General features: G+C 63.4%; 16 protein-coding genes. 6 read left to right on the top strand and 10 right to left on the bottom strand.

Translation table 11 applies throughout. The annotated features are described in order from the left end of the window. Positions 1-62: 62 nt before the first annotated feature. On the top strand, positions 63-1,061 hold the full coding sequence (locus tag AC1DX0_RS06175) for an ABC transporter ATP-binding protein (protein WP_477218918.1): 999 nt from the start codon (positions 63-65) through the stop codon (positions 1,059-1,061). Positions 1,062-1,234: 173 nt separating this feature from the next. Here AC1DX0_RS06175 and AC1DX0_RS06170 read toward each other — a convergent pair whose 3' ends face one another. The 7 genes from AC1DX0_RS06170 to AC1DX0_RS06140 form a co-directional block, all read right to left on the bottom strand. Further along, positions 1,235-2,080, bottom strand: coding sequence for a fumarylacetoacetate hydrolase family protein (locus AC1DX0_RS06170; RefSeq protein ID WP_477218917.1), 846 nt, complete (start codon positions 2,078-2,080; stop codon positions 1,235-1,237). Positions 2,081-2,106: 26 nt separating this feature from the next. Further along, positions 2,107-2,838, bottom strand: a complete 732-nt coding sequence (locus AC1DX0_RS06165) for an SDR family oxidoreductase (RefSeq protein ID WP_477354652.1) — start codon at positions 2,836-2,838, stop codon at positions 2,107-2,109. Between the two features lie 299 nt (positions 2,839-3,137). Then, entirely contained in the window at positions 3,138-5,510 is a 2,373-nt protein-coding gene (locus AC1DX0_RS06160; RefSeq protein WP_477354650.1) for an aldehyde dehydrogenase family protein, read from the bottom strand. A 67-nt stretch (positions 5,511-5,577) separates the two neighbouring features. After that, positions 5,578-6,633 (bottom strand): deoxyribose-phosphate aldolase, encoded by a 1,056-nt coding sequence (gene deoC, locus AC1DX0_RS06155; RefSeq protein WP_095202953.1) that lies wholly within the window; start codon positions 6,631-6,633, stop codon positions 5,578-5,580. A gap of 201 nt (positions 6,634-6,834) precedes the next feature. Next, entirely contained in the window at positions 6,835-9,993 is a 3,159-nt protein-coding gene (locus tag AC1DX0_RS06150) for an efflux RND transporter permease subunit (protein ID WP_477218914.1), read from the bottom strand. Further along, a complete protein-coding gene (locus AC1DX0_RS06145) occupies positions 9,993-11,171 on the bottom strand; it encodes an efflux RND transporter periplasmic adaptor subunit (protein WP_477218913.1) in 1,179 nt (392 codons plus the stop codon). Before AC1DX0_RS06145 ends, AC1DX0_RS06150 begins: the two co-directional genes overlap by 1 nt. Before the next feature lie 469 nt (positions 11,172-11,640). Continuing rightward, on the bottom strand, positions 11,641-12,468 hold the full coding sequence (locus tag AC1DX0_RS06140; protein WP_477218912.1) for a ferredoxin--NADP reductase: 828 nt from the start codon (positions 12,466-12,468) through the stop codon (positions 11,641-11,643). A gap of 220 nt (positions 12,469-12,688) precedes the next feature. On the opposite strand from AC1DX0_RS06140, the gene AC1DX0_RS06135 reads away from it, so the two are divergent. From AC1DX0_RS06135 to AC1DX0_RS06115, 5 genes are all read left to right on the top strand, one after another. Further along, positions 12,689-14,773 (top strand): hydantoinase/oxoprolinase family protein, encoded by a 2,085-nt coding sequence (locus tag AC1DX0_RS06135; protein ID WP_477218911.1) that lies wholly within the window; start codon positions 12,689-12,691, stop codon positions 14,771-14,773. Between the two features lie 16 nt (positions 14,774-14,789). Then, on the top strand, positions 14,790-16,532 hold the full coding sequence (locus AC1DX0_RS06130) for a hydantoinase B/oxoprolinase family protein (protein WP_477219113.1): 1,743 nt from the start codon (positions 14,790-14,792) through the stop codon (positions 16,530-16,532). Positions 16,533-16,649: 117 nt separating this feature from the next. Further along, positions 16,650-17,426, top strand: a complete 777-nt coding sequence (locus AC1DX0_RS06125) for an ABC transporter substrate-binding protein (RefSeq protein WP_477218910.1) — start codon at positions 16,650-16,652, stop codon at positions 17,424-17,426. A 170-nt stretch (positions 17,427-17,596) separates the two neighbouring features. After that, positions 17,597-18,712, top strand: coding sequence for an aminomethyl transferase family protein (locus AC1DX0_RS06120; protein WP_477218909.1), 1,116 nt, complete (start codon positions 17,597-17,599; stop codon positions 18,710-18,712). A 267-nt stretch (positions 18,713-18,979) separates the two neighbouring features. Beyond that, positions 18,980-19,534, top strand: a complete 555-nt coding sequence (locus AC1DX0_RS06115; RefSeq protein ID WP_477218908.1) for a Fic/DOC family protein — start codon at positions 18,980-18,982, stop codon at positions 19,532-19,534. A 38-nt stretch (positions 19,535-19,572) separates the two neighbouring features. On the opposite strand, the gene AC1DX0_RS06110 is transcribed toward AC1DX0_RS06115, so the two are convergent. The 3 genes from AC1DX0_RS06110 to AC1DX0_RS06100 form a co-directional block, all read right to left on the bottom strand. Then, positions 19,573-20,229 carry a methionine ABC transporter permease gene (locus AC1DX0_RS06110; protein WP_477218907.1) on the bottom strand — a complete coding sequence of 219 codons (657 nt, stop codon included), beginning with the start codon at positions 20,227-20,229 and terminating at the stop codon, positions 19,573-19,575. Continuing rightward, a complete protein-coding gene (locus AC1DX0_RS06105) occupies positions 20,210-21,307 on the bottom strand; it encodes a methionine ABC transporter ATP-binding protein (RefSeq protein WP_477218906.1) in 1,098 nt (365 codons plus the stop codon). The genes AC1DX0_RS06110 and AC1DX0_RS06105 overlap by 20 nt, the downstream gene beginning before the upstream one ends. Before the next feature lie 90 nt (positions 21,308-21,397). Beyond that, complete coding sequence (locus tag AC1DX0_RS06100) at positions 21,398-22,252, bottom strand: MetQ/NlpA family lipoprotein (protein WP_477354647.1); 855 nt, start codon at positions 22,250-22,252, stop codon at positions 21,398-21,400. Between the last annotated feature and the right edge of the window lie 9 nt (positions 22,253-22,261).

The raw sequence follows: 22,261 nt of genomic DNA, 5'->3' as shown, positions 1-22,261 counted from the left end.
GCCGCCGACGAGAGCGTGCGCAGCGGCGGTGCCGTCAAACTCTAGAGCTAGGAACAAATATTGTGGGCTCGCTGAAGATCGAGAATGTGAAGAAGGCCTTCGGGCCGGTCGAGGTGCTGAAGGGCATCAACCTCGAAGTGACGGACGGCGAATTCGTCGTCTTCGTTGGCCCTTCGGGCTGCGGCAAGTCGACCTTGCTCAGGGTCATTGCCGGGCTCGAGGATTCGACCTCGGGCCGGGTCGTCATCGACGGTGCCGATGTCTCGGCCACGCCGCCGGCCAAGCGCGGCATCGCCATGGTGTTCCAGACCTATGCGCTCTATCCGCATCTGACGGTGAAGAACAATATGGGCCTCGGCCTCAAGCAGGCCGGCACGCCGGCGGCCGAGATCGAACGCCGCATCGGCATCGCCTCCTCGATGCTGTCGCTGGAGCCTTATCTGGAGCGGCGCCCGGCCGAACTCTCCGGCGGGCAGCGCCAGCGCGTCGCCATCGGCCGCGCCGTGGTGCGCGAGCCAAAACTGTTCCTGTTCGACGAGCCGCTGTCGAACCTTGATGCCGCACTGCGCGTCAACACGCGGCTGGAGATCGCGCAGCTGCACCGGCGGCTGAAGGCAACGATGATCTACGTCACCCACGACCAGGTCGAGGCGATGACGCTGGCCGACAAGATCGTCGTGCTCAACGCCGGTCAAATCGAGCAGATCGGCGGTCCGATGGAACTTTACAATTCGCCGGCAAACGAGTTCGTCGCCGGCTTCATCGGCTCGCCCAAGATGAATTTCATCGATGGCGCCCGGCTTGGCGAGACCGCCAAGACCATCGGCGTGCGGCCGGAACATCTGACCGTCGATCCGAAGTCGGGCGCTTGGAAAGGGACCGTGGTCCATGCAGAGCATCTCGGCGCCGACACCAATCTGTATCTCGACTGCGAGAAGGCCGGGCTGATTACGGTTCGGATTTTCGGGGTGTATGATGCGGAGCCTGGTGCGACGCTCTACGCAACGCCCGATCCGGCGAAGACCTATCGGTTTGGCGCGGATGGGAAGGTGCTGAAGTAGTTCTGGAGCAACTCCCCCTCACCCAGCCTCCGCTTCGCTCGGCTGACCTCTCCCCGAGGGGAGAGGAGATTACGAGCGCTGGCGCCAGCCTCTTCTCCCCTTGGGGAGAAGGTGGCCGCGAAGCGGCCGGATGAGGGGGACTTCGTAGGGCTGCAGCGACGGAATTCCGCAGTTTACACGTCAGCCCTAAACGTCTGCTTCTGCTGGCCGAGTCCCTCGATGCCCAGTTCCACCACATCGCCGGCCTTCAAGAACACCGGCGGCTTCATGCCGAGGCCAACGCCGGGCGGGGTGCCGGTGGAGATGATGTCGCCGGGGTGCAGCGACATGAACTGGCTGAGATAGGAGACCAGGAAGGCGACGCCGTAGACCATGGTCTTGGTCGAGCCGTTCTGCATGGTCTTGCCGTTGACGGTCAGCCACATTTTGAGGTTCTGCGGATCGGCCACTTCGTCCTTGGTCACCAGCCAGGGGCCGGTCGGGCCGAACGTGTCGCAGCTCTTGCCCTTGGTCCACTGGCCCTGGCGCTCGGCCTGGAAGGCGCGCTCGGAGACGTCGTGGGCAACGGCATAGCCGGCGACATAATCGAGCGCGTCGGCCTCGCTGACATACTTTGCCGTCTTGCCGATGACCACGGCGAGCTCGACTTCCCAGTCGGTCTTCTCGGAGCCGCGTGGGATCAGCACGTCATCGTCCGGGCCGACAATGGCCGAGCTTGCCTTCATGAAGATGATCGGCTCCGGCGGCACGGTGGCGCCGGTTTCGGCGGCGTGGTCGGAATAGTTGAGGCCGATACAGATGAACTTGCCGGTGCCGGCGACGCAGGCGCCGAGGCGCGGCTTGCCGGAAACCGCCGGCAGAGATTTCGGATCGAGCTTGCCCAGCATCTCCAGCGAGGCCGGATGAAGCACCGTGCCGGCAATGTCGGCGACATGGGCGGAGAGATCGCGGATCGTTCCATCCGCATCGAGCAGGCCGGGACGTTCGCTCCCGACTTCGCCATAGCGCAGCAGTTTCATAGAATGCTCTCCTCAGTCAGATTGGTTCAGATCGACCAGCCGCCGTCGATATTATAGGCCTGTCCGGACGTATAGGTGGCGCCGGCCAGATAGACGGCGAGATCGGCGATTTCTTCAGGCGTGCCGAGCCTGCCCATCGGCTGGCGGGCGATGAAGGCGGCCCGTGCCGCTTCGTAGTCGCCTTGCGCATGCATGCGGTCCTGCAGCGACGGGCTCTCGACCGTTCCGGGGCAGATGGCGTTGCAGCGGATGCCCTTGCCGACATAGTCGGCGGCAATCGCCTTGGTCAGGCCGATCACCGCGGCCTTGGTGACGCCATAGGCGAAGCGGTTCGGCACGCCTTTGCCGGCGCCGGCGACCGACGACATGTTGATGATCGAGCCGTCACCRCGCTCCAGCATGCCGGGCAGCACCGCACGTACCGTACGGATCATGGCGCGGACATTGAGGTTGAARGCRAAATCGAGRTCGGCGTCCTTCATSTCGAGGATCGAGCCGGAATGAACRAARCCGGCGCARTTGAACAGCACRTCGACGCGGCCAATCTCGGCAAAGGCGGCATTGACCGCCTCGTCGTTCAGCACATCCAGCTTGCGAGTCTTGATCCCGGACGTCTTGGCGAGTTCGGCAAGCAGCGTCTCGTTGATGTCGGTGGCGTAGACGGTGGCTCCAGCCTTGGCGAAGGCCAGCGCGCTCGCCTTGCCGATGCCTTGCGCCGCTGCCGTGATGACAACGACCTTGCCTGCCAGATCCGCCATGTCTTTTCCTCGCCTGCTTGGGTCAACTGCCTTTATCGGTGGCCGGCGAAGGCGTCATGTGCCAGCCAGGCTCGATTGTGCGGCCTGTGTCGCAGCCAGTTCACAGATAAAGATGTTTTTTCTCGTTAAAGAACATGCGTCCGGGCGTCAAGCCCGAACACGATCACCTTCGCGACGTCAGATGTAATGCATATCGCTTGCCCTGTGCAACGACATGTATGACAACCGGACAATGAGTCGCGTCGCCACACGGGTTCATGCGTATTGCAGCAAAATGGGCTCATTGCTGGCAGTATCAATCAATCTCCGTAAGGCACCCAGACGTTCTTGACCTCGACGGCGCGGCGCAGGAAGGCATCGCCAGCCGCTTCGTCGGATGCCCAGTCGAGGCTGCGGCCATTGCCGCTCCAGACGCGCTTGAGGTTGCCGATGGAGTCGGCTTCCGCCTTGGCGCAGGTGTCGGCATCGGCGAATATCCAGAGACCATCGACATCGTCATGCTTGGCCAGCACGCCGGCAAGCTCCGCCGTGTGGCCGGTGACGATGTTGATGGCGCCGGCCGGAACGTCGGAATATTCGATCACCTGGTAGAGATCTGTGGCGAGCAGCGGATAGCGTTCGGATGGCACCGCGACCACGGTGTTGCCCATGGTAAGCGCCGGCGCGATGAGCGAGATCAGGCCAAGCAGCGGCGACGCGTCCGGTGCGACGACGCCTACGACCCCGACCGGCTCATGCAGCGCCAGCGTSACGGCACGGGCCGGTGGCTGGTGCACGCGGCCCTCGAACTTGTCGGCAAGGCCGGCATAGAGGAACAGCCGTTCGATCGATTGGTCAACTTCTTCCCGCGCGGCCTTGGGCGTAGCACCGGTCAGTTCGGTCAGACGGGCGGCAAACTCGTCGGCACGGCCCGAAAGGTTCTCCGCCAGATAATAAAGCACCTGAGAGCGGTTGTAGGCGGTCGCCTCCGGCCAGCCCTTGCAGGCGCGGGCGGCCGCGACAGCGTCACGGATATCCTTGCGGCTGCCGAGCCCGACTTCGCCGGCCAGCTTGCCCTTGGCGGTGGCGACGGCGAGTGAATAATTGCCGTCCGGACGCACCTGCTTGCCGCCGATGAACAGTTTTGCCGTGCGGTCGATGGCCCCGCCATCGGCCTGCTCGACCGGTTGCGCCGAGAGCGTCGCCGGCTTGATGACCGGGCCGAGCGGCAGTTTTGCCGTGAGATATTCGAACATGCCTTCGCGCCCGCCCTCGCGGCCGAACCCGCTTTCGCGATAACCGCCAAAACCGCAGGCGGCGTCGAACATGTTAGTGCCGTTGACCCAGACGACGCCGGCCTTCAGCTGCGGCGCGACATGCAAAGCGAGGTTGATATTCTCGCTCCATACGCTCGCCGCGAGGCCGTAGCGGGTGTTGTTGGCGAGCTCGATCGCTTCCTCGGTGTTGCGGAAGGTCATGGTCGCCAGAACCGGTCCGAAAACTTCTTCTTGGGCCAGTATGTTAGCCGGCGAAACACCAGTGGCGAGCGTCGGCAGATGGTAATAGCCGGTGGACGGCAGCACCGCATCAGGCTGCCAGCAAACGGCGCCCTGCTTGGCGCCTTCGGCAACCAGACCCTTGACGCGGTCGAGCTGGCTGATGTCGACCAGCGGGCCGATATCGGTGTTCTTGTCGAGCGGGCTGCCGACRCGCARYCGGCTCATCCGCGTCTTGACCTTGGCGATSAAGGCWTCGGCRATGCCTTCCTGCACCARAAGSCGYGARCCGGCGCAGCAGACCTGSCCCTGGTTGAACCAGATGCCGTCGACCAGACCCTCGACGGCGCTGTCGAGATCGGCGTCTTCGAAAACGATGAAGGCCGATTTGCCGCCAAGCTCCAGCGACAGTTTCTTGCCCGACCCGGCGGTTGCCTTGCGGATGATCTTGCCCACCTCGGACGAGCCGGTGAAGGCGATCTTCTGGATGCCGGCATGGTTGACGATGGCGGCACCTGCTTCCGGTCCGCCGTGAACAATGTTGACGACGCCCTTCGGCACGCCGGCGCGTTCGCAGATTTCGGCGAACAGGATGGCGGTCAGCGGCGTGAATTCGGCTGGCTTCAGCACCACGGTGCAGCCGGCGGCAAGCGCCGGCGCGATCTTCCAGGCCAGCATCAGCAGCGGGAAATTCCACGGAATGATCTGACCGACGACGCCAACGCCCTTGTGGCCGGGGAAATCCTTGTCCAGAGCCTGCGCCCAGCCGGCGTGRTGGATGAAATGGCGGATSGCCAASGGCACGTCGATGTCGCGGCTTTCGCGGATCGGTTTGCCGTTGTCGATCGATTCCAGCACCGCGAACAGGCGCTGGTGCCGCTGCATGGCACGGCCGATCGCATAGAGCACTTTGGCGCGCTGATAGCCCGAGGACGCCGCCCATTTAGGCAGCGCCTTGGCGGCGGCCGCAACCGCCGCGTCGATATCAGCCGCACTGGCGTCGGACACCTTGGCCAGCAACTTGCCGGAAGACGGCTCGCTGGTGTCGAAAGTCTTGCCGCCGGTGGCGGCTTTCCAGCCGCCGTCGATGAACAGCGCCTTGCCGAAATCGCGCGCGGCAAGCCACGCATCGGCCTCGTTGCGGGCTTCCGGCGCCGGGCCGTATTCCATGGCGTGATAGCGGTCGAGAATGTTCATGGGGTGCCTCCTTCACCCTTCCCCTTCGCGGGAAGGGTCGATCGGCCTAGCCGATCGGGGTGGGTGCTCAAGCCATTGCGTGGCGGTGATTGGCCGAATAGTGCCCGGTCAAATGGTGCTCGAGCTGGCGCTCGATGTCGGTCAACAGGCTGGACGCGCCGAAGCGGAACAGCTCGGGCTCCAACCAGGGACGGCCGAGCTCCTCCTTCATCAGCACCAGCCAGTCGAGCGAGGCTTTTGCGGTGGAGATGCCGCCGGCCGGCTTGAAGCCGATGAGATAGCCGGTTTCCTCGAAATAAGCCCTGATGGCGCGCACCATGGCCAGGCCAACGGGCAGCGTGGCGTTGACGCTTTCCTTGCCGGTCGAGGTCTTGATGAAGTCGGCGCCGGCCATCATCGCCACCATCGAGGCCAGCATGACATTGCGCAAAGTGGCGAGGTCGCCGGTGCCGAGGATGACCTTCAGATGCGCGTCACCGCAGGCGGCGCGCATCGAGACGATCTCATTGTAGAGCTCCCGCCATTTGGCGCCGAAGACCAGGCCGCGCGGAATGACGACGTCGATCTCGTCGGCGCCATCGCGCACCGAGGCCTCGATCTCCTGCAGACGGGTCGACAAGGGTGCCAGGCCATGCGGAAAGGCGGTGGAGACGGCAGCGACATGAATGCCGGTGCCGCGCACGGCGTCCACGGCCGTGGCGACGAAGGGATGGTAGACACAGACCGCCGCTGGGCGGATGGTTTCGCCCGCAATGCCGAGGCCCTCGACGATGTCGCGGCGGAACGGGTTGATCGCCTTGGCGCAGAGCCGGCGCACGCGCTCYTCGGTGTCGTTGGAATTCAGCGTCGTCAGRTCCATGCAGGCGACRGCGCGCAGCAGCCAGGCCGCCTGGTTGTCGGCCTTGATCGAGCGCCGCTTGGTCAGGCTGGCGACACGGCGCTCCAGCGCCGAGCGGTTGACGCTGCGCACCGATTCCATGAAGCCGAGATCAAGCTTCATGCCGGGATTGCGCGCGATGCGGTGGTCCAGCGCCACGGGGGTGTTGGCGGCGGCGCGGGCCGGCAGCGGCGTCACCTTGGACGCGCTGGTGCCAGGCTCGGCTTCGCGGATCGTGTTGCTCATTTCCTGCCCTTTCTCGTTCAATGCATGTCGCCCAAAAGTGACCTCGGTTTTGGGGGAACGACATGCATAAAAACAAAAACCTAAAGCGCGTTGCACGAATCCGTTTCGACGCGACGCGCTTTAGGGCGATACTTACACGATCGTTTCGGTCGAGGCCACAAGCCTGTCCTGTCTGATGCGGACCTTAAGCGTTGAGGCAGCCTACTCGGCCGCCAGCTTACGCCCAGGCGGGCCGATTTCAGCCTCGATGTGTTCGGGTTCACTGTCATCCTGCTCATGCTTGCGAAATGAGGTGAGCCAATGAGAAAGGTCGTCGAGGTAGAGATAGATCACCGGCGTGGTGAAAAGCGTCAGCGCCTGGCTGATAAGCAGCCCGCCGAACATCGTGTAACCAAGCGGCTGGCGGATTTCCGCCCCGGTGCCGTTCTCCAGCATCAGCGGCAGCGCACCCAGCATGGAAACCATGGTGGTCATCATGATCGGCCGGAACCGCAGCAGGCAGGCCTGGCGGATCGATTCCAGCGAGCTGAGATGCTGGTCCCGCTCCGCCGCGATGGCGAAGTCGACCATCATGATGCCGTTCTTCTTGACGATGCCGATCAGCAGGATGATGCCGATCAGGCCGATCAGGTTGAACTCCATATGGAAGACGAGCAGCGTGCCCAGCGCGCCAAGCCCGGCGGAGGGCAGCGTGGAGAGAATGGTCAGCGGGTGGACGTAGCTTTCGTAGAGGATGCCGAGGATCAGATAGACCACGACCAGGGCGCCGAGGATGAGCACCGGCACCGAAGACAGCGACTGCTGGAAGGCCTGCGCCGTTCCCGTGTAATTGGTCTGGATGGTCGCCGGCAGCCGCATCTCGGCGGCGGCCCTGTCGATCGCGGCGGTGGCCTGGCCGAGTGCTACGTTGGGCGCCAGGTTGAAGCTGATCGTCACTGAGGGAAACTGGCCTTCATGGTTGATCACCAGCGGCTGTACGGGCTTCGTCGTCCATTTGGCGATGGCCGAGAGCGGCACCTGCGAACCGCTCGACGTCGTCAGATAGATCTGGTCGAGCGCCTTGAGGTTGCCGCGCAGCGACGGCAGCACCTCCAGGATCACGTCATAGGTCGAAAGCTGCGTGAAGTACTGGGCGACCTGGCGCTGGCCGAAGGCGTCGTTGAGCGTGTTGTCGACATCGTTCGCCGTCAGGCCGTAGCGGGCGGCCTGGTCGCGATCGACCTGCAGCGTCAGCGTCGTGCCGGAGCTCATCTGGTCGGTCGAGACGTCGCGCAATTCGGGCAGGCGCTGCAAAGCCGTCAACAGCTTGGGCGCCCAGTCGTCTAGCGTGTCGAGGTCGCTGCTTTCCAGCACGTACTGATATTGCGACGCCGACAGCCTGGCGCCGACGCGCACGTCCTGCGAGGCCTGCATGAACAGGCGCGCGCCCTGGACGACCGAGAGCTTCGGCTGCAATCGCCGGATGATCTGGTCGGCCGAAACATCGCGCTCGTCGCGTGGCTTCAACTGGATGAACATGCGGCCGGTGTTCTGCGTGTTGCCGCTGCCGCCCGTCGATGCCGCGAAATGCGCCACCGCGGGATCCTTGGAAACGATCCCGGCAAATTGCGCCATGTAGGACTGCATCTGGCCGGTGGAGACATCCTGGCCTGCGATCACCTGGCCGAAAATCAGGCCGGTGTCCTGCTGCGGGAAGAAGCCGCTTGGAACCAGGGTGAAGAAATAGCCGGTAAGCCCGACGCAGGTCAGGAACACCAGCAGCGTGATGAAACGATGCCCAAGCGCCCGGTCGAGGCCGCGCTCATAGGCGCGCAGCATGCCGTCGAAGACGCTTTCGCTCCACCGGTAGAGCCTGCCGTGATGCTCCTCGTTGGCCGGCTTGATGAAACGCGAAGCCAGCATCGGCGTCAGCGTCAGCGAAACACAGGCCGAAACCAGGATGGTCATGGCTAGCGTCACCGCGAACTCCTTGAACAGGCGGCCGATAATGCCGCTCATCAAGAGCAGCGGGATCAGCACGGCCACCAGCGAAATCGAGATCGACATGATGGTGAAGCCAATCTCGCTGGCGCCGCGGATCGCGGCATCCATCGGTTTCTCGCCGTGCTCGATATAACGGACGATGTTCTCCAGCATGACGATGGCGTCGTCGACGACGAAGCCGATCGAGATCGTCAATGCCATCAGCGACAGATTGTCGATGCTGTAACCGGCGGACCACATCAGGGCGCATGCGCCAAGCAGCGCCAGCGGCACGGTGAAGGCCGGGATCGCCGTTGCCCAGACGTTGCGCAGGAACAGGAAGATCACCATCACCACCATTCCGATGGTGAGCATCAGCGTGAACTGCACGTCGGCCACCGAGGCGCGGATGGTCTGCGTCCGGTCGGAAAGCACCTGCAGCTTCAGCGAAGCCGGCATCGAGGCGGTCAGCATCGGCAGCTCCGCCTTGATCTTGTCGACCGTGTCGATGATGTTGGCGCCGGGCTCCTTGAAAATGACGAGGACGACGCCGCGCGTCGTGTCGGTCCAACCGGCCTGGGTGTAGTCCTGCGCGTCGAGCACGGCCCGGCCGACATCCCTGACCCGCACCGGGGCTCCGTCGCGATAGGCGATGATGGCGTTGTTCCAGTCATCGGCGGCGGTCATCTGGTCATTGGAGAAGATGGTGAAGGAGCGCACTTCGCCCTGGATGTTGCCCTTGGGCAGGTCCACCGTGCCGATCGACAGCGGGGTGCGCACCGCCTCCAGCGACAGGCCCCTTGCCGCCAGCTTGGCCGGATCGAGCTGGACACGGATCGACGGTGTCTGCTGGCCGCCGACCAGCACCTGGCCGACGCCGTCGACATGGCTGATCACCTGCGCGAGCTTGGTGTAGACGTCGTCGCTCAACGTCGTCAGCGGCAAGTCGGTCGAACTCGCGCCAATCAGCATGATCGGCGAATCGGTCGGGTTGACCTCCCTGTAGGTGGGCGGATTGGGAAGGTTCTTCGGCAGCTGTCCACCGGCGGCATTGATGGCCGACTGCACCAGCCCGGCGGCCGATGCGATGTCGACGTCGAGAGCGAATTGCAGGGTGATCTGGCTGGAACCCGACAGGCTGCTCGACGTCATTTCGGCAACGCCGGGAACCTGCGCGAACTGCGTCTCGAGCGGCTGGGTCACCGACGACGCTATGGTGATCGGGTCGGCGCCCGGCAGGCTGGTCGACACCTGGATCGTCGGGAAGTCGACATTCGGCATCGCCGCGACCGGCAGGTTGAGATAAGCGACCACGCCGACGAACAGCACGCCGATCATCAACAGCGACGTGGCTACGGGATACCTGATGAAAGGCGTGGAAACACCGATCGATGCCATCAGCTTGCACCTCCGGCAGCGCCGTTCTGCACCTGCCCGGCGCCTGGAGCTGGCGTCGGATCGACGCTTGCACCGTCAACCACGCGGTACTGGCCGCCAACCACGACACGTTGCCCCTGGCCGAGGCCGTCTGTGACGACCGTTTCGCCGCCGTCCGAAGGACCCGTCTTGACGGTCTGACGACGGACCTTGCCATCGTCGCCGACGACATAGGCGAAGAGCCCGTCAGGGCCATGCTGGACGGCTTCGTCCGGCACCACGATCGCGCCTGCCATCGTGCCGATATGTATGCGTGTGTTGACGGACAGGCCCGGCCACAACGCATCGTCCTGGTTTGCGAATGTCGCCCTGAGCGAAATCGTGCCGGAAGCCTGGTCGACTGCGTTCTGGACTGCCTCCAGTTTGCCGCTTGCCAGCACGGTCTTCATATCCGCGCCCAGCGTGTCGATCGAAACCGGGCCAGAAGCGAAAACCTTGTTGATGGTCGGAACGTTGTCCTGCGGTTCCGTGAACGACACATAGATAGGCTGAAGCTGCACGACCGTGAAAAGCCCGGGGCTTTGACCAATCTGCACGATGTTGCCGGGGTCGATGGTGCGGAAGCTCGTCTTGCCGGTCAGCGGCGCCGTGATGCTGGTAAAATCCAGGTTGAGTTGCGCCGCCTCGATAGCGGCCTTGTCGCCCTCGATCGTGGCGGCGGTGGAGTTGACCACAGCCTGCTGGTTATCGACGTCCTGCTGCGTTTCGAAGGTCTTTTTCAGGAGCGTGGAAAGACGGTCGAGAACGACCTGCGCATTCCTGAGCGTCGCTTGGTCCTGCGCCTCCTTGGCTTTCGCCTGGTCGAGCACCGCCTGATAGGGGCGGGGGTCGATCACGGCGAGCAGGTCGCCCTGCTTGACCATCTGCCCCTCCTCGACCGGAACCTGGGTGACGACACCGGCGACACGGCTCGAGATGCTGACATTGTTCAGCGGCGTCACCGTTCCGAGTCCGTAGAGGTAAAGCGGGAAGTCGGTTTTTTGCACGGTGGCCACGGTGACCGGGATCTTGGGTGCGGGCTGCGCCGATTGAGTGGCAGTGGCAGCCCTTGCCACGCCGCCGGCGTGGTTGCGCCATAGTCCGTAGCCGCCGCTCAGGACGAGGATTGTGGTCAATAGGACGATACGCCGAGAACGCATGGGTCGGTTTCGCCTGACTTGCTGTGTTGTGGAAATGGTCATGATGCCGTCCACCTGCGGGCAAGAATATCAAGCCTTTTCAGGATGGTTGGGGGTTAGGACCGACCGTGTCGATCACCGGGAGAGTAGTCCCGATGACCCAGCCCTGTCAGGTTACAAGTCGGTCATGTTGCGCTGCGGCATTCAACGATGCGTGAGGCCACCTTGAATGCTGCATCGCAATAAAGTGACTTCTATGGTCCGCCCGGGTGAGGGCTCGAGGAGCGTCTCAACCACCCACGGCTATGCCGGCCCGGTCGACGCGGCAGACGTCGTCGGTGCCGTTCCGGGGCAAAACTTGCCTGACCAGAAATCGGATATGGCGGGTGGGCGCCGACAGGCGCGCGCTTGCCGTGTTTTCGGTTGGGAATGGAGTGGCCCGAGCTATTGCGGCATTCACCTGGAAGGCAGCATGTCCGGGCAGCTGACCTCAGCCGACGAAGGCGCGCTCGACCACGAATGTGGCTGGATGGCTGAGCGAGCCTTCCTGGAAGCCGAGGCTCTCGGCGAGTTCCTTGACGTCCTTGAGCATATGCATCGAGCCGCAGATCATGATGCGGTCGGTCTCGGGATTGAGCTTCTCGAGGCCGAGGTCGGAATAGAACTTGCCGGAACCGATCAGCGCGGTGATGCGGCCCATGCAGGCCGACTCTTCGCGGGTCGTCGAATTGTAAAGCGTGACGCGGCCAGCTGTCAGCTCGCCGATCAGCGGGTCGCTTTCAAGTGCTGCCACCAATTCCTGGCCATAGGTCAGCTCGGCATTGTCACGGCAGGTATGGGTCAGGATCAGCTGATCGAATTTCTCATAGGTGTCAGGGTCGCGCAGCAGGCTGGCGAAGGGCGCGATGCCGGTGCCGGTCGAGATCATGAACAGCCGCTTGGCCGGGGTCAGCGCGTCGACCACCAGCGTGCCGGTCGACTTCTGCCGCATGATGACGGTGTCGCCGACCTGAATCTTCTGCAGTTCAGAGGTCAGCGGGCCGTCCGGCACCTTGATCGAGAAGAATTCCAGCTCTTCGTCCCAGGCCGGGCTCGCCACCGAATAGGCACGGTAGACCGGCTTCTCTGCATTGGGCAGGCCGATCATGACGAACTCGCCGGAGCGGAAACGCAGCGACTGCGGACGGGTGATGCGGAACGAGAACAGCCGGTCGGTGTAGTGCTTCACCGAGACGACGGTTTCGGCATAGACATTGGCCGGAATCGGAAACTGCAGCGGGCGGGAGCCGGCGGTGTTGAGAGCGGATGTGGTGTTCATCAAATCCAACCTTCTGGCCCAAACGAGGACGCGGGCGCAAAACTTTCACCTGCGCGCCCGGACCGTTCAGGTCCCGGCGTGCTGTTCGCACACTCCAAAGCGGTAAGCTCTTGTGTCCGGAATTTATTAGTATACAAACGATATTTGCGTCAAGATGCTACCTTAAAACAGCTTTCCAAACTGACGCATATCCGTAGTCTCAGCATTTCGGGTTTCGACGATGAAAGAGAATTTTCCAGCGCAAGCGCGCGATTCCCTGGGAAATGTCGTTGCCGGCATCGATGTCGGCGGAACCTTCACCGACCTGCTTCTGATCGACGGCAAGGACGGCGGCAAGGTGCATATCGCCAAGACGCCGACCACGGTCGACAACCAGGCCTTCGGCGTGGTTTCGGCTCTTGGCGCCACCGGATTTGCGATCGACGGCATCGACCTCATCGTCCATGGCACGACCACCACCACCAATGCCGTGCTGGAGCGCCGGCTGGCTAGGACCGGCATGATCACCACACGCGGCTTTCGCGACGTGATCGAGCTCGGTCGGCGCACGCGGCCTCAACCCTATGGCATGACCGGCACCTTCGTCCCGATCATCCCGCGCAATCTCCGGCTCGAAGTGTCGGAGCGCGTCGAGGCCTCGGGTGCGGTGCGCACGCCGCTCGACGAAGCCGAAATGCGCGAAGCGGTAAAGACGCTGATCGCGGCCGGCTGCGAATCCCTGGTCATCCATTTCCTGCATTCCTACGCCAACCCATCGCATGAGCGGCGCGCCGCCGAAATCGCCGCCGAGCTCTGGCCGAATAGCTACATCACGTCAGGCCATGCGCTGCTGTCTGAGGCGCGTGAATTCGAGCGCGGCGTCACCGCCTCGGTCAACGCTTCGGTGCAGCCGATCCTCGAGCGCTATGTCGAGCGCCTGCGCAAGGAGCTCGCCGCCAAAGGCTATGCCCGCGACTTCCTGATCATGAACGGCAATGGCGGCATGATCTCGGCCCGCTTCGTCACACGTGAGTCGGCCAAGACGGTGATGTCCGGCCCGGCCTCCGGCGTCATCGCCGCCGCTTATACCGGCAAGCGCGCCGGCTTCGAAAACCTCGTCACCTACGACATGGGCGGCACCTCGACCGACGTGGCGCTGATCCGCAACGCCGAGCCGGCGGTATCGAACGAGATCGAGATCGAATATGCGATGCCCATCCACGTGCCGATGGTGGCGGTGCACACGGTTGGCGCCGGCGGCGGCTCTATCGCGCGCGTCGATGCGGCCGGCCTGATCCAGATCGGCCCGGAAAGCGCTGGCGCCAATCCCGGCCCGATCTGCTACGGCCGCGGTGGGCTGGAGCCGACCATCACCGACGCCAATCTGGTGCTCGGCCGGCTGGCCCCGAAAAAGCTGTTGGCCGTCGAAAACCCTGTCACATCAGAGCGTGTCACCGGCATCTTCGAGGAGAAGATCGGCAAGGTCACCGGCCTGTCCGGCGTCGAGGCGGCGGGTGCCGTGCTCAGGCTCGGCAACATGAAGATGGCCGGCGCCATCCGCATGGTCTCGGTGTCGCGCGGTCATGACCCCCGCGATTTCGCGCTGTTCGCCTTCGGCGGCGCCGGGCCGCTGCATGCCACAGCGCTCGCCCGCGAACTTGGCCTGCCCAGGGTGCTGGTGCCGGCGCGTCCAGGCATCACCAACGCGCTCGGCTGCGTCGTTGCCGATCTGCGCCACGACTTCGTCAACACCATCAACCAGCCGGTGGCCGTGCTCGATGAAACCAAGCTTCACGCGGTATTGGAACGGCACCGAAACGAAGGCGAGGAGCTGATTGGAAAGGAAGCGGTGAAGCCGGAGACGATCCGCGTCAACCATTCCGCCGATATGCAGTTCGTTGGCCAGACCCACATCATCAACGTGCCGTTGCCGTCGTCGACGGTGAGTCGCAACGAGCTGCAGGCGCTGTTCGAAAAGGCCTATTTTGCCCGCTTCAAGGTCGAGCTGCCGGAAATCCGCGCCAACCTTGTCAACCTCAACACTTCGGTCACCGGCGTCAGGCCAGCGATCGACCTGTCGCGGCTGATCGATCCGGCAGGGCGTGAAAAAACGCTCGAAGAAGCGCGGCGCGAAATCAGGCCTGTCTGGTATGCCGGCCAGTGGCACGACACGCCGGTGTATGCGCGCGAAAAACTGCCGCTCGATGCCGTCATCGAAGGCCCGGCGATCCTCGAACAGATGGATGCCACCACCGTGCTCGAACCCGGCGACCGCGCACGCTCGGATGCCGACGGCAACATCATCATCGACATTGGCGAGGCCTGAGATGCCGGACATTGATATGGCAAAGCTCGACGCCATCACCCTTTCGGTCCTCCAGGCCGCCTTGCAGCAGGTCTGCGACGAGATGGACCTGACCTTTTCGCGCGCCGCCTTCTCGCCTGTCATCGCCGAGGCCAATGACCGCTCCGACGGCATCTATTCGGCCGTCGACGGCTCGCTGATCGCGCAAGGTAGCCAAGGGCTGCCGGTGTTCGTCGGTGTCATGCAGTATTCGACCAGAACGGTGATCGAGATGATCGCCGATGGCCGCTGCCTGGCGCCGGAACCCGGCGACATCTACATCGTCAACGACCCCTATCTCGGCGGCACGCATCTGATGGATGTGCGGTTCGCCATGCCGGTCTACCGGGGCGGCAAAATCTTCTGCTGGCTGTCGAACACCGGTCACTGGCCCGACATTGGCGGCTCGGTGCCGGGCGGCTTTTCGGCCTCCGCGACCGCCGTCGAACAGGAAGGCCTGCGGCTGCCGCCGGTAAAACTGTTCAAGAAGGGCGTGCTTGATCCCGAAATCTACGCCATCATCTGCTCCAACATCCGCGTCGCCGATCAGCGCATTGGCGATATCAGGGCCCAGGCCGCCGCACTGCTGATCGGCCAAGACCGGCTCAATGGAATCCTGGATCGTTACGGGGACGAAACCGTTGTCGAGGCAATCGCCGAACTGCGCCGCCGCGCCGCCGAACAGATGCGGGCCAACATCGCGGCCATTCCCGATGGCACCTATCGCTCAAAAGCCTTTGTCGATTCCGACGGCGTGGTCAACGAGCCGCTGACCATCGCGCTCGCGGTCGAGAAGCAGGGCGATACACTGACCTTCGATTTTACCGGCTCGTCAAAACCCTGCGCTGGACCGATGAACAGCGTGCTGGCGACGACCTTGTCGTCGGTCTACCTCGCCATGCGCCACATCTTTCCGGATGTGCCGATCAGTGCCGGCGCCTTCGAGCCGCTGATTGTCAAGCGGCCGGAAGGCACCTTCCTTGACGCGAAGTATCCGCGGCCTGTTTCAGGCTGCGCCGCGGAGGTTTCGCAGCGCATCGCCGAGGCGGTGTTCGCCGCGATGGTGCAGGCATTGCCGGACAAGGTGACGGCAGCACCCGCCGGTTCCAGCGGCAATTTCGCGCTTGGCGGCAACGACCCGGCGCGCGGCCGCGATTACGTCATGTACCAGATCTCCGGCGGCGGCTATGGCGGCAATTCGGGCCATGACGGCCTGACCAATGGCTGCTCGACCATCGGCATTTCAAAATCACCGCCGGTCGAGATCATGGAGCAGGCCTTTCCGGTGCTCTATCGCCACTATGCCTTGCGCGAAGGCTCCGGCGGCGCCGGCAAGCATCGCGGCGGTTTCGGCCTCGCCTACGAGGTCGAAATCCTGCGCGGCGATGCCCGCGCCTCTTTCGTCATGGATCACGGCCGTTTCGGCCCGCAAGGCGCGCTCGGCGGTGGGGATGGCGCGGTCAACACGGTGACGGTCTTCCGCAACGGCGAGGAACATGTGCCGCCCCACCTCTCCAAGGAGCAGGACATCCCGCTGAAGGCCGGCGACCGCGTGCGCGTCGGCACGCCGGGCGGCGGCGGCTATGGCGATCCGCGCGAGCGTGATGCCGATCTCGTTCTGCGCGACGTGGCGCTGGGGTACTACACCTCAGAGGAAGCCAGCCAAAAATTCGGCGTTGTCCTGTCGGCGGGCGATCTCACCATTGACCGGGAAGCAACGGACAAGCACCGCGCCGGCTAACGCCCTCTATGGCGCGGACCACCCGCCGCGCCGTGATCGSCGCATGACATGTCGCTTCCGTCTCCGCCGGAGGCACGAAAGCCCGTAGACTTCTCGTCCTCAACGGGGATCTGGAACATGCGTCTTTTCAGTCGTTTCGTGCTTGCCGCTTCCGTCGCTCTCACCCTTGCCACAGGTGCCGCTTCCGCCCAGGACAAGAAGCTCAGGATCGGTACCGAGGGCGCCTATCCGCCCTTCAACTACGCCAGTTCCGACGGCACGCTGGGCGGCTTCGACATCGATCTCGGCAAGGCGCTGTGCGCTGAGATGAAGGCCGAATGCGAATTCATCGTGCAGGATTTCGACGGYTCKATTCCSGCRCTGCAGGCCGGCAAGTTCGATGCCATTATCAACATCACCATCACGCCTGAACGGGCCGAGAAGGTCGAGTTCACCCACAAATACTACCAGACGCCGCCGGCCATCGCCGTGCCGAAGGATTCGACCATCGCGGGCACCTCGCCGGACGATTTGAAGGGCAAAGCGCTCGGCGTGCAGACCGCCACCATCCACCAGAAATTCGCCGAGCAGAAATACGCCGGCTCGACCGTCAAGGCCTATCCGACCGGCGATGATGCCCGCACCGACATGGCCAATGGCCGCCTCGATGCGATGATGGACGGCTCGATCATCCTGACCGAATGGCTGAAGAAGCCCGACGGCGCCTGCTGCAAGCTGCTTGGCACGCTGACCGCAGATCCGGCCATTCACGGGCCTGGCGTCGGCATCGCGCTGCAGAAGGGCAACAAGGAACTGACCGACAAGTTCAACGCGGCCATAGACGCGCTGCGTGCCAACGGAAAATACAAAGAAATCAACGACAAATATTTTTCGTTCGACGTCTACGGGAATTGAGACCGTTTTGGAAACTCTACTCTCGCGGCCATCTGAAGGCGTTTTCTGCGCTTCCGGTGCTCACGGACTCGAATGTCCGCTGCGCGCCGGTTCTCGAAACCACCATCATATGACTCGCCAGAGCGAATTTCGAAACGGTCTCGGGACGGCAATAAAACATGGAGACCTTCTTGGTTGAGCGGCGTTCCCCTTTTTACAGCAGCATCGTCGGGCTCGGCGCGACCATGGGTCGGGTCGGCGGCGATTTCATCTCGGCCAAATACTATTCCGGCATCGCCGACGAGCACCTGAACACCCGAAAGAATGTCGGCGTCCAGGACTTGAGCACCATGGGCAAGATGGACATCAAGGGGCCGGACGCCGAGGCGCTGGTCAACCATGTCATCGTCAACGATGCCGCGGCGATGAAACCGGGCCAGGTGCGCTATTCCACGATCTGCCGCGAGGACGGCGGCATCATGGACGACCTCACCGTGTTCCGGCTGGCGCCGGCGCATTTCATGCTGGTCACCGGCTCGGTCAACCGCTTGAAGATGCTGCCCTGGCTGCAGCACCATTCGGAAGGGCGAAAAGCCTATGTCACCGATATCACCGCCGCCGTTGCCTTCCCGACCATCCAGGGCCCGCGCTCACGGGAACTGCTGAAGGTGCTGGTCAGGGATGCCGATCTGGACGGCTTGAAACGCTGGGCGTTCACCTCAGGCCAGATCAACGGCACCCGAGTCCTGATCTCCCGCACCGGTGTCACCGGCGAACTCGGCTTCGAACTATTCGTGCCGGCCGACGAGGCAGCCTCCGTCTGGGATGCGCTGATGCGGGCTGGCAAGGACTTCGGCCTGAAACCCTATGGCGTGCTGGCAATGTTCACGCTCGGCCTGGAAAAGGCCTATCCGGCGCATGGCATCGACATGGACGAGAGCCGTACGCCGTTCCATGTCGGCCTCGATCGCTGGATCAAGTTCGACAAGGGCGATTTCATCGGCCGCGAAGCGCTGCTCAAGATCCGCGACAAGGGCCTCGACGAGCGCTGGACCGGCCTGATCCTCGACGGCGACAAACCAGCGGCAACGGATGCGCGTGTGCTGGCCGATGGCGAGGATGCCGGTATCGTCACTTATAGCGACCACGGCTATTCCCTCGGCAAGGTGCTGGCCACCGCGCATCTGCGGTTGCCCTTCACCGCTGTAGGCACCGAACTCAGCGTCGACATCGACGGCAAGCCGACGCGTGCGGTCGTGGCGCCGATGCCGTTCTTTGATCCGGAAGGGGTAAGGTTGCGAGGTTAGCCCGGCTTGCCTGGAATCGTTTTGGTTTCCCCTCCGGGTCCATGATATGATTTGCGAATGAAGGCTCCTAATTCAAGAATCGGCCGTTCGGCCAAGACTGGTCATTTCGTGTTGACGAGAGCGCATGGCGAGAAAATCAGCGCAGTCGAAGGTCTGAAGCTATCGCCCCGCATGGCTAAGGTACTCAGCCATAGTGTGAAGCAGGGGCTGTCCGGGGATGAGCGACGCTCGCTCATCAAGGAAGAAATTCGCAAAAAGAAATAGACGTTGGTCTACGCCGCCGAGTTCGATCCGCTCTGCTATCCCGGCACGACGGTGCTCATCAATCTGCTGGACGTCCGCGACCAGGCCGAACTTGATGAGGTCGAGCTCGCCCTGTTCCTGACTCGCGCCGATCAGCCTCTTCCGGCAGGCGAACTCGACTACGTTCACTACCTCAGCCTGCACCGGCACTTGTTCCAGGATGTATATGGCTGGGCTGGTCAGGCGCGCACGATCCGCATCGGCAAGGCCGGCAGTTGGTTCTGTTATCCCGAACACATAGCCAGTGAGATGGCGCGGGTGTTCGGCGAACTTGGCAATCCCGACCGTTTGGCCGACCTCGACAGCGTCGGCTTTGCCGGGCACGCGGCTCACATCGTCGCGGAGATCAATGCCGTGCATCCGTTTCGCGAAGGCAACGGCCGAACCCAGCTCACCTTCCTCGCGATGCTCGCCGAGCATGCAGGCCTGACATTCAATGCCGATATCCTTGAACGAGATCGCGTCATTCAGGCCATGATCGACAGTTTCAGCGGTTCCGAGCGCCACTGCAAGCCCTGATAGAAGACATCATCGCCTAGTCTAGCTCGCCGGCCGGCTCACCCCCGCCGGTCCAGCCGTGCCACCAGCCGATCACCCACCCACTGGATGCCACAAACTAGGATGATCAGCACGATCACCACCGCCACCATCACAGACGTCTCGAAACGCTGATAGCCATAGCGGATGGCAAGATCGCCCAAACCACCGGCGCCGATGGCTCCGGCCATGGCTGAGGCGCCGATCAGCGTCACCAGCGTCACCGTGAAGCCGGCGACGATGCCGGGCAGGGCTTCGGGCACCAGCACCTCGCGGATGATCGTCCAGCGGTTGCCGCCCATGGCGCGCGCAGCTTCGATCAGGCCGTGGTCGACCTCGCGCAGCGACACTTCGGCGATGCGCGCATAATAGGGCGTGGCCGCGATCGACAGCGGCACGATGGCCGCCCAGGTGCCGATCGAGGTGCCGACGATCAGCCGCGTCAGCGGGATCAGCGCCACCAGAAGGATGATGAACGGCACCGAGCGGAAGCCGTTGATGACGGCGCCCAGCGCGCGGTTGACCCACAGGTTTTCGGCAATGCCGCCGCGTTCGGTTGATATCAAGGCCAGACCGAGTGGCAGGCCGAAGACCAGCGAGATCAGGCCGGAGGCGGCCGTCATCAGCACCGTCTCCCAGATCGAACGCAGCAGAAGCTCAAACAGGATTGGCGACATGGCCAAGCACCTCCACCCGCGCCTGGCGGGACTTCAGGAATGTGATCACTTCGGCGAGATGATTTGCATCGCTACCGGGAACGGAGAGAAACAGCGTGCCGACGGGCTGCTGCTGGATATGGTCGATGCCGCCATGCACGAGGCGGAAGGCGCCGGGAACAGCCGTGGCAAGATCGGACAGCAGCGGGCCGCTTGCGGCTTCGCCGGCAACGTCGATGCGCAGGATCGTCTCAGCGCCGGCCGCCGGCAGCAGCCGCGCCGCCAGYTCGGCCGGCARTTGCGGCCGGATGGCGCCGAGYAGGCTTTTGGTGATGTCCGACTGTGGGTCGGCGAACACCGACCAGACCGGCCCTTGCTCGACGATGCGTCCGGCGTCGATCACCGCCACGCGGTCGGCGATCGAGCGGATCACTTCCATCTCATGGGTGATCAAAAGGATGGTCAGGCCAAGCCGCCGGTTGATGTCTTTCAGCAGCGCCAGAATGGAGCGCGTCGTCTCCGGGTCGAGCGCCGATGTCGCTTCATCCGACAGAAGCAGCGCCGGCCGTGCGGCAAGCGCGCGGGCGATGCCGACGCGCTGCTTCTGGCCACCCGACAGCGATGCCGGATAGGCCCGGGCTTTCTCCGACAGCCCGACAAGCTCGAGCAACTCGGCTGCCCGCGCCAACCGCTCTGCCTTAGGCCGCCCCTCGATCTTCAGCGGCAGCGCCACATTGTCCTCGACCGTCTTGGCCGACAGCAGGTTGAAGTGCTGGAAGATCATGCCGATGCGCCGCCGCAGCGGCTGCAGGTCGCGCTCGCCGAGCCGGCTAATCTCGCGGCCCTCGATGAACACTTCTCCGGAATCCGGCCGCTCCAGCCCGTTCAGACAGCGGATCAGCGTCGACTTGCCGGCACCGCTGCGGCCGATAATGCCGAGAATCTCGCCCTTGCGGACCGTCAGCGAAATGCCGTCGATCGCCGGCGTGGCGCCAAAGCGGCGCTTCAGCTCGACAAGCCGCACTACGTCCTGCGACGTATCGGGCTGGTCGTGGGTCGGATCGGCGATCTCCTGGGATGCCGTTATATGCTGGTTCATGCGGTTCCCTGTTCTCGCCATCCGAAAACGCGATTGCGGCCCGCGCTCAGGCGCGGACCGCATTTGCTCTCGAACTGGCGTCCGGTCGGATCAATAGGCGCTGAKSCCGGTGCCYTTGTAGACCTTGTCGAACTCKGCYTTSACSGCCTCGTTCTGGTAGGAMGCSACCAGCGTCTTCACCCAGGCTTCGTTCTCATTGCCGACTTTCACGGCGATGAAGTTGCGGTAGGGATTGTCTGATATCGGCTCCTGGGCGATGCGGTTGTCCGGGGTCAGGCCGCTTTTCAGCGCCCAGTCGGTGTTGACAACGGCGGCGTCGAGATCCTCGACCGAGCGGCCGACGATGCCGGCGTCAAGCTCCTTGATCTCGACCTTCTTGGGATTCTCCGCGATGTCGGCGGTGGTGGCCAGAATGCCGGTGCCGTCCTTCAGCTTAATCACGCCCTCATTCTGCAGCACGCGCAGCGCGCGGCCTTCATTGGACGGATCGTTCGGCACGCCGATGACCGCGCCCTCAGGCAGGTCGGCAACCGCCTTGAACTTCTTGGAATAGAGGCCGATCGGCCAGACGCCGGTATAGCCGACACGCACGATGTGATAGCCCTGCGTCTTGATTTGGTTGTCGAGATAAGGCTGGTGCTGGAAGGCATTGGCGTCGATTTCGCCGCGCTCCAGCGCCTCGTTGGGCTGGGTGTAGTCGTTGAACACCACGGTCTCAATGGCCAGGCCCTTTTCGGCGGCTTGAGCGACGACGACGCGCCAGACATCCTCGTCCTCGCCGCTGATGATGCCGACCTTGATCGACTTCTTGTCTTCGGCCAGGGACGCATGCGGCGCCATCAGGCTGCCGACCGCGACAGCCGAGGCGAACAGCAGAGCAAGGCCGCCGCGCCGGTTGATGGTTGACCCGGGGGAAGATGGCAAAGTGTTCTTGAAGTCCGACATGGTTTGATC

Source organism: Mesorhizobium sp. P3_A9 (assembly GCF_056402975.1).
The sequence above is the reverse complement of the archived record's forward strand: the minus strand, read 5'-3'. Positions and strand labels throughout refer to the sequence as shown.

Bases quoted from the DNA above. Each gene is read 5' to 3' on its own strand.
- AC1DX0_RS06130 (WP_477219113.1), top strand. From the start codon at position 14,790: ATGGCAAAGCTCGACGCCATCACCCTTTCGGTCCTCCAGGCCGCCTTG.
- AC1DX0_RS06145 (WP_477218913.1), bottom strand. From the start codon at position 11,171: ATGCGTTCTCGGCGTATCGTCCTATTGACCACAATCCTCGTCCTGAGC.
- AC1DX0_RS06170 (WP_477218917.1), bottom strand. From the start codon at position 2,080: ATGAAACTGCTGCGCTATGGCGAAGTCGGGAGCGAACGTCCCGGCCTG.
- AC1DX0_RS06110 (WP_477218907.1), bottom strand. From the start codon at position 20,229: ATGTCGCCAATCCTGTTTGAGCTTCTGCTGCGTTCGATCTGGGAGACG.
- AC1DX0_RS06135 (WP_477218911.1), top strand. From the start codon at position 12,689: ATGAAAGAGAATTTTCCAGCGCAAGCGCGCGATTCCCTGGGAAATGTC.
- AC1DX0_RS06140 (WP_477218912.1), bottom strand. From the start codon at position 12,468: ATGAACACCACATCCGCTCTCAACACCGCCGGCTCCCGCCCGCTGCAG.
- AC1DX0_RS06150 (WP_477218914.1), bottom strand. From the start codon at position 9,993: ATGGCATCGATCGGTGTTTCCACGCCTTTCATCAGGTATCCCGTAGCC.